Origin of the sequence: Paenibacillus sp. FSL R7-0048 (genome assembly GCF_038004505.1) — a bacterium.
Lineage (GTDB): Bacteria > Bacillota > Bacilli > Paenibacillales > Paenibacillaceae > Paenibacillus_AQ > Paenibacillus_AQ odorifer.
This window is the reverse complement of record NZ_JBBORF010000001.1, coordinates 185,403-201,530: the sequence shown is the minus strand read 5'-3', so window position 1 is coordinate 201,530 and position 16,128 is coordinate 185,403. Positions and strand designations below refer to the sequence as shown.

Sequence of the window (16,128 nt, the reverse complement as noted above, 5' to 3'; positions counted from 1 at the left end):
TTTTTTTCCTACTCAAATGGAGTCCTCCCATGCCATTTAATTTCCACCTGGCAGTGTATCACCATTATCCAGATAACAAAAATCAGTTTTTCTTCTTTTTCAAAACAAAAGTATATGTTTTCCTCGTTAATCCTTGCTATATCTAATATATACTGTCAACTTTAACGATTGATTTATGCCATTTTTATAGTTATTGTAATCCCACAGATAACAAATTGAGGAGTGAGTATAATGAGTTTTGGAGTAATCCTACAAGCTTTGAGAAAAAGACGGGAAATCGGTGTGAACGAACTTGCACGAATTTCCGGAGTGCCAGGCAGCTACATAAGTAATTTGGAAAGGGGAAAAAAAGAAAACCCGTCTGCCACTGTACTCAGTAAGCTTATAAGGGCACTTGAATATACCGAGGAAGACTTAACGAAGATCATGGCCGTGCTAGCAACAAACAGCGAGAGTTCTCTTGACGTTGATGATCAACTTGAACGAGTACTCACTGATATGAAGAAGGCAAATCCTATTAAATTCGATGAAGATACTGGAGAATTTCTTCAAAAACTATGTCTTGGCCCAATCACACGAACACTCTTACAATATTCGCAATATTTATCACGAGAAGATTTCATTTTTATTAGTAGAAACGTTGAGGACCTAGTGAAGCACTTGGCCGAACGTAACAAAAAAGACCAAGATAATCTTATATCTGGAGAGGAAGATTAATTATGAAAGCTGTAGCTTATACAAGTAATTTTATGTACAACACTGTTAACCAACCGTCCACTATAGAACAACTGTCAGCCATTGAGCAATATGCACTAGCAAACTCAATTGAGATACTACAAGTTTATACGGATTTGTTCCGTGATCGTATACATGATCAAAAACCGGGATTACTCGCAATGATGGATGATGCCGATACTCAAAAATTCGATACAGTACTGGTCTATGATAGTACTTGTGTACTCAGAGATTCTTTTGAAATGCTTTACATGGAAATAGAACTTCTTAACAACGATGTTGATCTTATTTCCATAAGTAGCAGCGTTCCGGTGAGGTCTAACTAAGTACCATGCCTTCATCAAAAACAATGAAAGTTGATTTTAAATGCCTGTCTGTATCTTTACACAACCAACATTGGAGGTAAAAAAATGATCAACGCTGCAATTTACATCCGTTATAACTCCGAACATCAACATCAGCAATCTGCTGAAACCCAATTAGTGGCTATTAATGAGTATGCAGCCAAATATGGCTATCAAATTATCAGAGAGTATCGTGATGAAACCCGAAGTGCAAATACTGACAATCGCTCACAGTTTCTGCAAATGATCGAAGATGCAGCTGTACAGGGGTTCCAGAAGGTGATTGTATACAAGTTGGATCGATTTGCCCGTGATAGCTATGATGCTGCTTATTACAAACATGAATTGAAGAAGTATGGAGCAGAATTAATATCCGTAATAGAAAATCTTGATAAAAGCCCTGATCTCATCATAATTGAAAGCCTACTTGAAGGCATCGCGGAACACTAACACGGTAAATTAGAAATAAAAATTATGCAACTGTTTTTTGCATATTAGGCTTGTATCTTTCAAGCACCGATTCACTACGGCATGCCTAGCGGTATGCCTTTTTCTATAAAAAATTATTGGAGGCCATTCAAATGATAAACGCTGTAATTTACGCTCGCTATAGTTCGGACAACCAACGCGAAGAATCCATAGATGCCCAGGTAAGGGCTATCAATGACTATGCAAGTCGGAACGGTTACCAAATCATCAGAGAATATCGAGACGAAGCCCGGAGTGCGACTACCGACAATCGCCCACAGTTTTTGCAAATGGTTAAAGATGCAGCCAGCATGGACTTTCAGGCTATAATTGTGCACAAACTAGATCGTTTTTCACGTGATAGATATGATAGTGCCGTTTATAGACATCAGTTGAAAAAGTACGGAGTTATATTAAAATCAGTACTGGAAAACCTCGATGGAAGTCCTGAATCGATAATTCTGGAAAGTGTCCTTGAAGGCATGGCAGAATACTACTCACAAAATTTGAGCCGTGAAGTAAAGAAAGGCTTAAATGAAACGGCACTGAAATGCCAGCATACGGGTGGTAAGCCCTCTCTCGGTTATGATGTAGGTCCCGATAAAAAGTACATTCTCAATGATTCTGAGGCCGATACCGTTCGATTTATCTTTCAAAGATTTGCTGAAGGCTATGGTTATAAGCGGTTGATAGGTATGCTTAATGAACGCGGCTTAAGAGCCAAAACTGGTAAACCCTTTAGTCAATCTACATTACGAACTATCCTCACAAATGAAAAATATACTGGCATGTACATTTTCAATAGATCCAAGGGCAGAAAAAAGTGGAGTGAAATAAAAACCGAGAAGGATATTGTTCGAATCCCTGGAGGAATGCCCCAGATCATCGATACAGATTTATTCAAAACAGTCCAAGAGAAGTTAAGTAGGAGTCAAATGAACGCATCAAATAAAGCCAAGGTGAATTATTTGCTCAGCGGTAAGATGTACTGTTCACAGTGTGGAGCCTTGCTATCGGGTCATACCGCAAAAGATGGCCGGAACAAGCATGAGTACTCAAGATATCATTGTGGAACAAGACGGAGAGCCGGAGATTGTGATCTGAAAGCCATCAATAAAGATTTCATAGAGAATCTAGTGATTGAAGATTTGCAGAAAAACTTGTTGAATCCTTCATCAATCCAAAGTCTGGCCGATCAAGTCATTGAATTTTATGAGAATATGAAGAAGACGGATACTATTGATGTTAAAGCCTTTCGGGGTAGATCCAATGATATTCAGAAGAAGATTGATAACATCATTGATCATATCGCCAATGGTACGGCCAGCACGGCCCTAACAGATAGATTATCTAAACTGGAGCAAGAGAAATCGGAGATAGAAACAATAATTCGCGAGGCCACACGTAAGTCCGTGAAGCTTAGCATAAACCGTGACCTGGTCGTTCAATACTTGGAAAAAGATATTGTCGCACTAAAAAACAAAAATCCGGAAGACCTTAAAAAGATCATCCAGATTTATGTTAAAAAGGTCGTTGTCTCTCAGGAAACCGTCGAAGTATTCCTGATTGTACATACGATAGATGGAGCCGAGGGGAGTCGAACCCCTGTCCGAAGATAACGGCACATAAGCTTCTACGAGTGTAGTCACAGTTTTGATGTCACCCGAGTATCGCCCCGTAACCGGCTATACGTTGGGTCAGCCTGATTGTCTTCTTCAGCTCACCGCAGGCGGAGATGAGACAGCGTATCCCACTATTTGTTAGCCCCTATCCCTGTCACATGGGCGATGCAGAGTAGAAGCACGCACACAGTTTCTTAGGCTGCGAAAGCGTAGTTGTTTTGTTGTTTGCCGTTTAATAGGCTTTAGCGTTGATGAAGCGGACGCGTCCCCACTACTCGCTACTCATGCTCGAACTATCCCCGTCGAATCCAAGAACGGCCCCTCATTAAAAAGGGCGCTTCGGATCAAGCGGATCTTCCAAGCAAGAGAGATCCAATCTACAGCTTCTTATTCAAGAAAACTGTAACGAAGCAATAACTAACTTACTTACTCAGTATAGCACATTTATCAACACTTTAACACGTGGGTTAAAGGAATTGAAGGTTGAAACTGGAACTCCTTTGAATCGTCTAGTTCTCCCAGATTATCTGGCGATCTTTTGCTTATCACGCAGTACACGCTGGATATCACGTTGAGCATCTCGCTTGGCAGCCGAGTCACGTTTGTCATACTCTTTTTTACCTTTACCAAGACCAATCAGCAGCTTCGCATAGCCATTCCGCACATAAATCTTAAGTGGCACAATCGTAAATCCATCTCGCTTGGACAAGCCCAGCAGTTTATGAATTTGCTCCTTATGCATTAACAATTTACGTGTGCGTGTGGGATCAGTAGGATTGGCACGGTTACCTTGTTCAAAAGGGCTGATATGCATGTTGTGAATCTGAATCTCACCATTGCGAATCGTAGCAAAAGCATCTCCAATATTAGCGCGGCCATTACGCAGCGACTTGATCTCTGTACCCGTCAGCACCAAGCCAGCTTCATAAGTATCCTCGATAAAATAATCATGGGAAGCTTTCTTGTTCTGGGCGAGTACTTTCCCGTCTGCTTTTTTACCCATGAGAATCACTCCTTGAATCATATTCATAAGTTAAAGTAACCATGTCTGTCTAATCTTAAACGACACAGCCATCGAACGTCTGATCTATATTGTAACAAATGGAATCAAGTGAGCGCAAGGAACCTTCAACCAAATATACCTCACCTAATTTGTCATATAGTTGTCAGTAACATTACCCAATATCTAGCATTTGTTACAAAAAAACATTAAGCTGAGTTGATCTGGAGTTTTTAGAAAATAGCGAGGTTAGCCTTTTGCTTGTGCGCCTTAATTAACAGATAGTTATCCACTAATCTCTTACATATCTATATCCATCTACCCTATTTACTTATTACCTATTGTTCTCAATTATCCGCTTCCCCCTACTTGGATATACATCTATTCGACGCCTATTCAAATAGTGCCGCTTTTACCTATACTGTGCCTATCCTATACTGCACCTATCCTCTACCTCTCCACTTTGCTATCACCTAAGTTTTTCTATATAAATGTATTTCGTGCAACTATTTAAGCCTTATCACCGCCAAAAAACTAATTAGTTGCACTTTCTGCAGCTAAAAAAGCGAAATCAAACCAATTAGAGGTAACTCATCAGATTTAGATGTACAAAATGCAACTAACTGCCACTTTTACTACATAACCCAAATTTAACTGCACATAATGCAATTAACCAAGCCTGTTATGAGTTAAAAAGCACCGCCCCCAAGAGGGACGGTGCTTAGTATCGTTATAGAGTTATGCAACGCATAACCGTCATTTATTTCTTTTTACGCTTACGTGGTGCTCCTTCTGGAGCGCCGCCATTATTGTCACTTCGTTTAGAAGTAACTTGCTCAGACGTCTCTACGTTGCCTGGTGTCACGGACTGGCCGATGAACACGCCGCCTTTGGTTTTCTTTTTGCGGCGGCCTTTGCCTGTAGGAGCGCCGTTACGGCCTTCTCCACCGCCAAAGTTACCCCCGCGATCCTCGCGGCTGCGGAACTTCGTGCTGCCGTCCACGCCCCGCGCTTCGCCGCCGGAGGCGTCGGACGCAGGAGCGCCGTATCCGCCTTTGCCTGAGCCAAAGCCGAAGCTGATGCCGCGTCCACCACCGGCACCGCCGGTGTCTCCGCCGCGGCCTCGCCCGCCGCTGCGCTCACGCGGCGCGCCTGCGTTGCCGCCGGCTTCGCCTCCGCGCTCTGCGCCCGGCGCAGCAACTACCCGGCTCGCATCCTCGCCGGCCTCGCGCCCGCGCTTCCGCTTACCGCGTCCGCCCGCTGCGCCAACACCGGCCGCTTCGCGCGGCCCTTCACCGGCGCGCACAGCTGCGCCCGGCTTGCCCTTGCCCGCGCCTGCAGCAGCGCCGCCGGGCTTGCCTTTACCGCCGCGTCCCTTGCCCGCGGCGCCTTTGCCCCCGGCCGGCTTAATGAAGCCGCCGCCCGAACGGCCGCCCTTGCCTCCGCGGCCGCCTGCAAAACCACCGCCGCGGTGCTCGCCTGGCGCGCGTGGCTTCATGTCGACCAACTCGAAATCGATCGTGTGGTCATCCATATTTACTTTGGCGACTCGGATCTTCACCTCGTCACCAATGCGGAACACACGCGATGTGCGCTCGCCAATAAGCGCCATATGACCTTCGTCGAAGTGATAATAATCGTCGCTCATTGCACTCAGACGAATAAGACCTTCGACGGTATTATCCAGCTCGATGAACATTCCGAAGCTGGTCACACTGCTGACCATAGCCTCGAATTCCTCGCCTACTTTATCCTGCATGTATTCTGCTTTCTTCAGTTGCTCCGTATCGCGTTCAGCTTCTACCGCCACACGCTCGCGTTCCGAAGACTGCTGAGCAATGTCAGGCATCCGGCTAGACAAATAATCATGCCGTTTCTGGGTCAGTGCCCCTCCATTCTCAATCACTTCACGCATTACGCGGTGAATGACCAGATCGGGGTACCGGCGAATTGGAGAAGTAAAGTGAGAATAGTATTCCGCAGCCAGTCCGAAATGGCCCGTGCTCTCCGCATCATACTTTGCCTGCTTCATGGAACGCAGCATCATCGTACTGATGACCGTCTGTTCCTTTGTGCCTTGGATTTGCTCCAACAGATCCTGCAAAGCACGTGGATGAACCGAATTGCCACGACCCTTGACGTGATATCCGAAATTGGCCGCAAAAGCCATGAAATTCTGCAGCTTCTCTGGGTCTGGATCTTCGTGAATCCGGTAAAGGAACGGAACCTTCAACCAGTGGAAATGTTCAGCTACTGTTTCATTTGCCGCCAGCATGAACTCCTCGATAATCTGCTCCGCTACAGAACGTTCACGCTTCACGATATCTACAGCCTTGCCGTTCTCATCCACGATGATTTTGCTCTCTTCAAAATCAAAATCAACCGCACCCCGGCGCATCCGCGCATCGAGCAGCTTCATCGCCAATTCTTTCATGAGGCGGAAATCGTCAATTAGTGGACTATAACGTTCCAGCAGCTCTGGATCTTCATCTTCGAGAATTTTACGAACATTGGAGTAAGTCATTCTCTCTTTGGTGCGAATCACGCTCGTAAAGACATCGTGCTTCACAACCTTCATTTGCTCGTTAAATTCCATTTCACAGGACATTGTTAACCGGTCTACCTGTGGATTCAAGCTGCAAATCCCGTTCGATAGACGGTGCGGCAACATCGGAATAACCCGGTCTACCAAATACACACTACAACCGCGGTCATAGGCTTCTTTATCCAGCTCAGAGCCTTCACGCACATAATAACCTACGTCTGCTATATGGACGCCCAGCTTGTAATGTCCATTCTCCAAGCGCTGTACGTTTACCGCATCATCCAAATCCTTAGCATCTTCGCCATCAATCGTAACAATGTTCAGTCCGCGCAGGTCGCGTCTTCCTTGCTCCGCAATCTCCTCTTCTGTAATTGAATCAGGAGCACTATCGGCCTCATCCATCACTTCAGCTGGAAATGCTTCAGGCAATTGATGTTTGCGGATAATGGAAAGAATATCAACACCCGGATCATCCTTATGTCCGAGAATTTCAATAATTTCACCCTCTGCCGCTGCTCGGCCTTCCGGATAACTCACAATACGCACAACGACCTTTTGACCATCTACAGCCCCTTTAAAGGATTGCTTCGGAATAAAAATATCACGATTAATCCGCTTATCATCAGGCAGCACAAAACCATAGGTCTCCAGGTTTTGAAAAACACCTACCGTCTGCAACACGCCACGTTTTACAATACGTACAACTTCGCCTTCCATACGTCCGCCGGACGGACTTTTAGAGGTAATACGAATCAGAACGATATCGCCATTCATAGCTCCCTTAAGATCATTTGCATGGATATATACGTCAGGATGATCACGATCATCCGGGATTAAAAAAGCAAAACCCTTCGCATGTGCTTGTAAACGTCCACGCAGTAAATCCATTCGTTCTGGCACGCCATAACGTGCAGTACGGGTCAATACAATTCTTCCATCCTGCTCTAATTCAATCAGCAGCTCCTCGAACTTTTTAAACCCTTCACTATCCTCTAGAGCAAAATGACTCACCAGCTCTTCATAAGTCATTGGTTTATATGCAGTTTCCCGCATGAAATCGAGTAATATTTCTTGTGTTATCATGTTCGTCACCCCAGCCCTCCGCGGCTTCAAGCCGCTGGCAAATATGTATATCTTGTCCTGCCCTGCAGTAATGCCAAGTAAATTTTACCTTTACTACTTCATACCCTAGTATACACGAAATCAATCCTGCGCATCCCTGTTACTGTCATCCAAAGGTTAACACAGTACAAAATTTCCTTTAACTGCTGAAATACATCCATGCCAACCTCAGATTTACTTCCTATCGATCCAGCCTTTTTCTTTGCGAATATGAAAAGAAAAGCACCCTTAGGTGCTTTTTAACTCCTTTTAATATAACAAAAAAGCCTCCGCTCTATTCCATTTAGAACAGAGCGAGGGCTTAAGGTAGATCTTTTAGTCGATTAGAATAGCAGCTAGAATCGCCATGATGAAGAAACCAGCAGCAAGTCCAACAGTTACACGTTGTAGTACAAGCTCCATACCACGAGCTTTTGTTTTACCAAAGAGATGCTCAGCACCGCCAGAGATGGCACCGGAAAGACCCGCGCTTTTCCCCTTTTGCAGAAGAACGACCGCAATAAGACCGACGGAAAAAATCAGGAGCACAACTTTCAAAAAGATATCCATTCACTTCCACCTCCTACGCCTAAGCATCACTATCTATGGTAGTTTAGGTTATCACGATACATAAACAGTATTCTTATTTTATCATAGCGCTGTCGGTAATACAACAGCTTAGACTGTTAAGTCGTAGCTTTTCTTGCAAGATAAGGATAAACCTATTAAAGTCTATCTTCTTCAAATCATAAAAAAGACCCGCCATAACGGCGGGTCTTCGAAGTCTGCTATAAAAGCAGATTATCTTTTAAGGTTGTAGAAGGATTTCAGGCCGTTGTATTGAGCCAATTCACCCAACTCATCTTCGATGCGAAGCAATTGGTTGTATTTAGCAACACGGTCTGTACGGGAAGGAGCACCTGTTTTGATTTGACCAGCATTAGTCGCAACAGCGATGTCAGCGATTGTGCTATCTTCGGATTCACCGGAACGGTGGGAGATAACTGCTGTGTAACCAGCACGTTTAGCCATTTCGATAGCATCAAAAGTTTCAGTCAATGTACCAATTTGGTTAACCTTAACCAAGATGGAGTTACCGATACCTTTTTCGATACCTGTTGCAAGACGCTCAGTGTTAGTAACGAACAAGTCGTCACCAACCAATTGGACTTTATCGCCCAATTTTTCAGTAAGCAATTTCCAGCCATCCCAGTCGTCTTCGGACATACCGTCTTCGATTGTGATGATAGGATATTTTTCAACCCATGAAGCAAGAAGGTCAACATACTCAGCGGAAGTGTAAGATTTACCTTCGCCAGCAAGGGTGTATTTACCGTCTTTGTAGAACTCAGTGGAAGCAACGTCCATACCCAAGAATACGTCAACACCTGGTTTGTAACCAGCTTTTTCAATAGCTTCGATGATTGTAGTGATTGCTTCTTCATTCGAACCAAGGTTCGGTGCGAAACCACCTTCGTCACCTACAGCTGTGTTCAGGCCTTTGGATTGAAGTACGGATTTCAAGTTGTGGAAGATTTCAGCACCTGTGCGAAGAGCTTCTTTGAAGCTTGGAGCTCCTACAGGAAGAACCATGAACTCTTGAACGTCGATGTTGTTGTCCGCATGCTCACCACCATTGATGATGTTCATCATTGGTACTGGAAGAGTTTTAGCGTTGAATCCGCCCAGGTATACGTACAAAGGAATATCCAAAGCTGCTGCAGCTGCACGAGCTACTGCCATGGATACAGCTAGGATTGCGTTAGCGCCCAATTTACCTTTGTTAGGAGTTCCGTCCAAAGTAATCATCAATTTGTCGATGCCCACTTGGTCAAGAGCGTCCATACCGATAACTTCTGGAGCGATGATTTCATTTACGTTCTCAACAGCTTTCAGAACGCCTTTACCCATGTAACGGGATTTGTCGCCATCACGAAGTTCTACAGCTTCGTGAGCACCAGTGGAAGCGCCGGAAGGAACGATAGCGCGGCCTTTAGCACCGGATTCCAGATAAACGTCAACCTCTACAGTAGGGTTACCACGGGAGTCAAGGACTTCGCGAGCATATACATCAGAAATAATAGTCATGTAAGTTAATCTCCTTTTAACATTGTTTTGGTCTTACTTGTATAGCTTAAAATCAAAGGCGTTATACCTTACCTTACTTACGGCTAGCAATCATGGATTGTCCGGTCATTTCCGCAGGTTGCGGAAGTCCCATCAAATCTAGGATTGTTGGTGCTACGTCTGCAAGAATACCGGATTCACGCAATACAACATTCTCAGTAGTCACGATGAACGGAACAGGATTGGTTGTATGAGCTGTGAACGGGCGACCGTTCTCGTCAAATACCATATCTGCATTACCATGGTCAGCGATAATAATGGCAACGCCACCTTTGGCAACAACCGCATCCACTACTTTACCTACACACTCATCCGTCACTTCTACAGCCTTGATTGTTGGTTCCAGCATGCCGGAGTGTCCAACCATATCAGGATTGGCAAAGTTAAGAATGATAGCATCCTGTCTTTCCGCTTCGATTTCCGCTACGCAGGCTGCAGCCACTTCGTATGCGCTCATCTCAGGTTGAAGATCATAGGTTGCCACTTTAGGAGAGTTGATTAAGATCCGAGTTTCACCAGGAAGCTCCTCGTCACGTCCACCGCTGAAGAAGAAGGTTACATGCGGATATTTCTCAGTTTCCGCGATGCGCAGTTGCTTCTTGTTTTGTTGAACAAGCACTTCACCCAATGTGTTATCCAGGTTCTTCGGTGAATAGGCTACATAACCTTGTACCGTTTCGCTGAAAGTAGTTAGGCATACGAAGTGCAGGTTTTGCGGGAACAAAGGACCACGATCGAAACCGCGGAAATCTTGATTCGTGAACACTTGTGACAATTGAATAGCACGGTCAGGACGGAAGTTGAGGAATACGACGGAATCGCCGCTCTCTACTGCCGTTACAGGTTTGCCTTCACTGTTTACAATTACACTAGGTTCAACGAATTCATCAAATACCGAGTTTTCATAAGATGAAGTGATGGCTTGCACAGCATCCGTGTATTTAGGGCCTTCACCATAAACCATAGCACGGTAGGCTTTCTCTACACGTTCCCAACGTTTATCACGATCCATTGCGTAATAACGTCCGGACACCGTTGCAATTGTACCCACGCCAACCTCTTCGATTTTAGCTACTAGATCTTGGACAAACTTCTTCCCACTATCAGGAGCTACGTCACGACCGTCCATAAAAGCATGGATATACACTTCATGCATATCTTCTTTTTTAGCCAGGTCAAGCATAGCAAACAGGTGGTTAATATGGCTATGTACCCCTCCGTCGGATACAAGCGCATAAAGGTGAAGCTTTTTGCCAGTGTTCTTAGCATTTCTAACTGCGCTAACCAGGGTTTCGTTATCGAAGAACTCACCCTCGCGAATCGATTTATCGATACGAGTCAAATCCTGATAAACGATCCGGCCTGCACCAATATTCAAATGCCCTACTTCGGAGTTGCCCATTTGCCCTTCCGGAAGGCCTACAGCTTCACCGCAAGCAGTGAGTGTAGTGTTAGGATATTGTTTCAGGTAACGGTCATAGTTAGGTTTGTTGGCTTGAGCAACGGCATTACCTTCTGTCGTTCCACGCAAACCAAAACCATCCATGATGATCAAAGCTACGGGTTTTGGAGCTGACATCTTACTTCGCCCCCTCAACCAATTGAACGAAGGAATCCGGTTGTAAGCTGGCACCGCCAACAAGCGCACCATCGATGTCGCTTTGGCCCATGTACTCAGTTACATTCTCAGGCTTCACGCTGCCGCCGTATTGAATACGAACAGCTTCAGCTGTTGCTGCATCATACAGATCTTTTACAAGACTGCGGATGTAAGCAATAACTTCATTAGCATCTTGGGAAGTGGAAGATTTACCTGTGCCAATAGCCCAGATAGGTTCGTATGCAATAACAACTTTTGCTGCTTGCTCGGCACTAAGACCTTGGAATGCAGCTTCAGTTTGTACTTTACATACTGCTTTAGTTTGATCAGCTTCACGCTCTTCGAGCTTTTCGCCAACACATACGATAGGAGTAATTCCGTGACGGAATGCAGCATGCATTTTCTTATTCACGATTTCATCCGTTTCGCCAAAATAAGCACGACGCTCAGAGTGGCCAATGATAACATAGTCCACACCAAGATCACTTAGCATTACACCACTGATCTCGCCTGTGTAAGCACCGTTATCTTCAAAGTGTAGGTTTTGTGCACCAATCTTGATGTCAGTACCTTTTGCAGCTGCTACAAGTGCAGGCAGGTTAGTAAATGGAGCGCAGATTACAGTCTCAACGCCTTCTACTTCTGCTTTGCCTTTAATTTCAGCAATAAAGCTTTCTGCTTCAGGAACTGTTTTGAACATTTTCCAGTTACCTGCAATAATAGGTGTTCTCATGACTTATGTTGCCTCCTTCTTAGGTCTTACTTATCGTTCAGTGCTTCTACGCCAGGAAGCGCCTTGCCTTCCATGAACTCAAGGGATGCACCGCCACCAGTGGAGATATGATCCATTTGATCAGCCAGGTGGAATTTCTCTGCTGCTGCTGCGGAATCTCCGCCACCAATAACAGTGTAACCTTCAGTAGTTGCACAAGCTTTTGCTACTGCAAGTGTACCTTCAGCGAATTTATCGATTTCGAATACGCCCATAGGTCCATTCCAGACAACCAGCTTGGAGTTCTTGATAATATCGGCATAAAGTTCACGAGTCTTAGGTCCGATATCAAGTCCTTCCCAACCTTCTGGGATTTCATTGTAATCAACGATCTTAGTGTTAGCGTCAGCACCAAATTTATCAGCAACAACAACATCAACAGGAAGCATGAAGTTTTTACCAAGTGCTTTTGCTTTTTCGATGAATCCAAGAGCAACGTCAAGTTTGTCGTTGTCTACTAGTGATTTACCGATTTCAAAGCCTTGTGCTTTAGTGAATGTATAAGACAATCCACCGCCGATCAGGACGTTATCAGCCAAAGACAACAAGTTATCAATAACATCAATCTTGTCTTTAACTTTCGAACCACCGATGATCGCAGTGAAAGGACGTTCTGGGTTAGAAAGAGCTTTACCAAGAACGGACAATTCTTTCTCCATCAAAAGACCGGATACAGCTGGTAAGAAATGAGCGATACCTTCTGTCGATGCATGTGCACGGTGAGCCGCACCAAACGCATCATTAACAAACAAATCAGCCAATTCAGCGAATTGTTTAGCCAGTTCAGGATCGTTTTTCTCTTCACCTGGGTAGAAGCGAACATTCTCAAGTACAAGTACGTCGCCTTCGCCTAGCTCAGCGATTTTTGCTTTTACAGCTTCGCCAATTGCTTCGTCAGCTTTAGCTACGGGTTTACCAAGGAGCTCGGACAGACGTTCAGCAGCAGTAGTCAAACGCATGGAATCTACGAATTCGCCTTTAGGACGACCCATATGACTCGCAAGAATGATCTTTGCACCGTTCTCGATCAAATATTTAATGGTTGGAAGTGTTTCGCGAATACGAGTATCATCAGTAATTTTACCGTCTTCTACAGGTACGTTGAAATCCACGCGTACAAATACGCGCTTACCCTTTACTTCTACATCACGGACGCTTTTTTTGTTCATGATTAATTCCTCCACACCCAAAATTGTTTCTAGCAGGAAACAAGAAATACATTTAGAAAGAGCGGAAACAAGGAATTTCTGTTTCCGCTCTATAGATGTTGCTTATATCAAGTCAATTACTTAGCGATTTTAGCGAATTTCTCCAAAGTACGAACCAATTGTGCAGTGTAGGACATTTCATTGTCATACCAAGCAACAGTTTTAACCAGTTGTTTGTCGCCAACAGTCAATACTTTAGTTTGTGTAGCATCGAACAGGGATCCGAAAGTCATACCTTTGATGTCGGAAGATACGATTTCATCTTCAGTGTAACCATAAGTGTCTGGATCGGAAGCTGCTTTCATTGCTGCGTTGATTTCTTCAACAGTAACGCTCTTATCAAGAACAGTTACAAGTTCAGTCAGGGAACCAGTTGCAACTGGAACACGTTGAGCTGCACCATCCAATTTACCTTTAAGTTCTGGAATAACCAGACCGATTGCTTTAGCAGCACCAGTAGTGTTAGGAATGATGTTCTCAGCTGCTGCACGAGCGCGTCTGAAGTCACCTTTAGCATGTGGAGCATCCAAAGTGTTTTGGTCGCCAGTGTAAGCATGAATTGTAGTCATCAAGCCTTCAACGATACCGAACTTGTCGTTCAGTACTTTTGCCATTGGAGCTAGGCAGTTAGTTGTGCAAGATGCGCCGGAAATAACAGTCTCAGTACCATCAAGAATGTCATCGTTAACGTTGTAAACGACAGTTTTCATGTCGCCAGTAGCTGGAGCGGAGATAACTACTTTCTTAGCTCCACCTTTCAAGTGTTTTTCAGCTGCTTCTTTAGTTGTGAAGAAACCTGTGCACTCAAGTACGATATCAACGCCTAGGTCGCCCCATGGCAATTCTTCAGGGTTGCGGTTAGCAAGAACCTTAACTTCTTTACCATTGACTTTGAAGAAGCCATCATGCACTTCAACATCACCTTGGAATTTACCTTGAGTTGTATCATATTTAAGCAAATGAGCAAGCATCTTAGCGTCAGTCAAGTCGTTGATTGCTACCACTTCGATACCTTCTACATTTTGAATACGGCGGAAAGCAAGGCGTCCAATACGTCCAAAACCGTTAATTCCAACTTTTACACTCATTGAATAGTTCCTCCTAGAATTCGTTTTATTTATTCAAAACAGACGGTGAGGTCTGTCATGACAACAATGTTAAGTATGATGCAAGAAGTATGTTATTGCCTGCAATCTAAAAACTACGAAGATAGCTGTAGTTGATTGTCAATTTCCTTGCCTATTTCTACTGCAGCAGCCTCGTCCGTGACGAGAATATTCTCCTGCCCGAAACGCAGCATGGCATGAATGGCTTTGGCCTTGGGTTTGCCTCCTGCAATACCGATGACTTTCTCTGTCCGGATAATATCTTCTAGACGTAGACCCATCGTAAGCATGGTATGGACAACCTGACCCTCTTCATTGAAATAATAGCCAAAAGATTCGGCCACTGCCCCTTCACCCTGGATTTCCGAGACTGTAGCCTCGTCCAGTTTGCGGCGGCGGGTCATTTCAATGGCATCCCCAATCCCATGTACAATAATACGCGAACTACGGATGGTTTGTACAATCTCTCCAATATTAGAGTCAAGTGCCAGCGATTGGTATGCATCCCCGCTAAGCAAATCAGGGACATGCAACAACCGGTAGTTGGCTCCAACCCGCTTTGCCATGGTTGAGGCAATCGTGTTGGCTTGAATCTCCATACTCTCTCCTAATCCTCCACGCGCCGGAACAAACCAAGCGTTCTTATAGGAAAGGGACAACGGCGGTGCCAGTTGATCAGCCATATCGGCAAGCGTCGATCCACCTGTGACGGCAACTGTATCATCTGCGCGAAGTATACTCAGCAGCGCTTTCGCACCCGCTCGGCCAAGCTCTCGTTTGGTGAACGGCGATGACTCACAATCACCCGGTACTACAATAACTTTATCCAGACCATACGTTGCTCGAATTTTCTCTTCCAGCTCATCCAGACCAAATAGGCTCTTAACAACCGGCTCTAGCAAATCAAGCAGTCTACGTCCAGCAGCGCTAATGCGCATGCCAACACTCTCGATCTCAATAAGCCCTTGCGATTTCAGAAGATCCGTCTCGGCACGCAGTACCCGCTCAGTCATATCTAGCGAAGCGGCTAGCGTTCTGCGCCCAATAATATCGGACAGCATGATCTGATGAAGAATCGTGTACCGTCTCTTAAGGGTTTCCATGAGATCAGGCAGAAGCTGCTTTTGGATATCTAATAAATTACGCATACTTTCACTCCTGCAACTTCGTCTTCCTCTATTCCCTTGTTCATGGTCTCAAAACGTCCCGGGTAAACTTTTTAAGTCCCACCCATATTCTAACCAAATATTGCTCGAAGCGCAAGTCTTCCGAGAGTAGAATTCTCAAGCGCTTGTCTTCTTATACATTAATAAGGTCAGAAAAAGATATAGCGCCCGATGCCTGTCCCTAGAGCGCTTGTCCAGTATTAATATTACATTGCAATTGTGTAAAAATTGTATTATAATCATTTTTGTTGCGCCCGTGGTCCAATGGATATGACGTAGGCCTCCGAAGCCTGAGATCCAAGTTCGATTCTTGGCGGGCGCGCCATTAATTTCA

Annotated in this window: 13 protein-coding genes, 1 tRNA gene and 1 other RNA gene; 5 read left to right on the top strand and 10 right to left on the bottom strand. The window is 44.7% G+C overall.

The window, feature by feature from the left end; translation table 11 throughout:
* Positions 1 to 231 precede the first annotated feature (231 nt).
* The 4 genes from NSQ91_RS00980 to NSQ91_RS00965 all read left to right on the top strand — a co-directional run bounded on the left by NSQ91_RS00980 (position 232) and on the right by NSQ91_RS00965 (position 3,166).
* On the top strand, positions 232 to 717 hold the full coding sequence (locus NSQ91_RS00980) for a helix-turn-helix domain-containing protein (RefSeq protein ID WP_340916128.1): 486 nt from the start codon (positions 232 to 234) through the stop codon (positions 715 to 717).
* A gap of 2 nt (positions 718 to 719) precedes the next feature.
* A complete protein-coding gene (locus NSQ91_RS00975; RefSeq protein ID WP_340916126.1) occupies positions 720 to 1,061 on the top strand; it encodes a recombinase family protein in 342 nt (113 codons plus the stop codon).
* 84 nt (positions 1,062 to 1,145) lie between these two features.
* Positions 1,146 to 1,529 carry a recombinase family protein gene (locus tag NSQ91_RS00970; RefSeq protein ID WP_340916124.1) on the top strand — a complete coding sequence of 128 codons (384 nt, stop codon included), beginning with the start codon at positions 1,146 to 1,148 and terminating at the stop codon, positions 1,527 to 1,529.
* Between the two features lie 131 nt (positions 1,530 to 1,660).
* On the top strand, positions 1,661 to 3,166 hold the full coding sequence (locus NSQ91_RS00965; RefSeq protein WP_340916122.1) for a recombinase family protein: 1,506 nt from the start codon (positions 1,661 to 1,663) through the stop codon (positions 3,164 to 3,166).
* Here NSQ91_RS00965 and ssrA read toward each other — a convergent pair.
* The 10 genes from ssrA to NSQ91_RS00915 form a co-directional block, all read right to left on the bottom strand.
* Positions 3,127 to 3,491: a transfer-messenger RNA gene (gene ssrA, locus NSQ91_RS00960) on the bottom strand. The two genes, NSQ91_RS00965 and ssrA, sit on opposite strands and share 40 nt — an antisense overlap.
* A 201-nt stretch (positions 3,492 to 3,692) precedes the next feature.
* Positions 3,693 to 4,172, bottom strand: coding sequence for an SsrA-binding protein SmpB (smpB, locus tag NSQ91_RS00955; RefSeq protein ID WP_036687155.1), 480 nt, complete (start codon positions 4,170 to 4,172; stop codon positions 3,693 to 3,695).
* Positions 4,173 to 4,929: 757 nt separating this feature from the next.
* A complete protein-coding gene (rnr, locus tag NSQ91_RS00950) occupies positions 4,930 to 7,797 on the bottom strand; it encodes a ribonuclease R (RefSeq protein ID WP_340921373.1) in 2,868 nt (955 codons plus the stop codon).
* A 354-nt stretch (positions 7,798 to 8,151) separates the two neighbouring features.
* Positions 8,152 to 8,385 (bottom strand): preprotein translocase subunit SecG, encoded by a 234-nt coding sequence (secG, locus tag NSQ91_RS00945; protein WP_076126868.1) that lies wholly within the window; start codon positions 8,383 to 8,385, stop codon positions 8,152 to 8,154.
* 231 nt (positions 8,386 to 8,616) lie between these two features.
* A complete protein-coding gene (gene eno, locus NSQ91_RS00940) occupies positions 8,617 to 9,903 on the bottom strand; it encodes a phosphopyruvate hydratase (protein WP_036687130.1) in 1,287 nt (428 codons plus the stop codon).
* Between the two features lie 73 nt (positions 9,904 to 9,976).
* Positions 9,977 to 11,521 (bottom strand): 2,3-bisphosphoglycerate-independent phosphoglycerate mutase, encoded by a 1,545-nt coding sequence (gpmI, locus tag NSQ91_RS00935; RefSeq protein WP_076305439.1) that lies wholly within the window; start codon positions 11,519 to 11,521, stop codon positions 9,977 to 9,979.
* 1 nt (position 11,522) lies between these two features.
* Positions 11,523 to 12,275, bottom strand: coding sequence for a triose-phosphate isomerase (gene tpiA, locus NSQ91_RS00930; RefSeq protein WP_076126864.1), 753 nt, complete (start codon positions 12,273 to 12,275; stop codon positions 11,523 to 11,525).
* Positions 12,276 to 12,301: 26 nt separating this feature from the next.
* Complete coding sequence (locus tag NSQ91_RS00925; protein WP_036687122.1) at positions 12,302 to 13,483, bottom strand: phosphoglycerate kinase; 1,182 nt, start codon at positions 13,481 to 13,483, stop codon at positions 12,302 to 12,304.
* A 116-nt stretch (positions 13,484 to 13,599) separates the two neighbouring features.
* Positions 13,600 to 14,610, bottom strand: coding sequence for a type I glyceraldehyde-3-phosphate dehydrogenase (gap, locus tag NSQ91_RS00920; protein WP_036687120.1), 1,011 nt, complete (start codon positions 14,608 to 14,610; stop codon positions 13,600 to 13,602).
* 113 nt (positions 14,611 to 14,723) lie between these two features.
* Entirely contained in the window at positions 14,724 to 15,776 is a 1,053-nt protein-coding gene (locus NSQ91_RS00915; protein ID WP_076126862.1) for a sugar-binding transcriptional regulator, read from the bottom strand.
* Between the two features lie 268 nt (positions 15,777 to 16,044).
* On the opposite strand from NSQ91_RS00915, the gene NSQ91_RS00910 reads away from it, so the two are divergent.
* Positions 16,045 to 16,119, top strand: a tRNA-Arg gene (locus NSQ91_RS00910).
* The last annotated feature ends 9 nt before the right edge of the window (positions 16,120 to 16,128 follow it).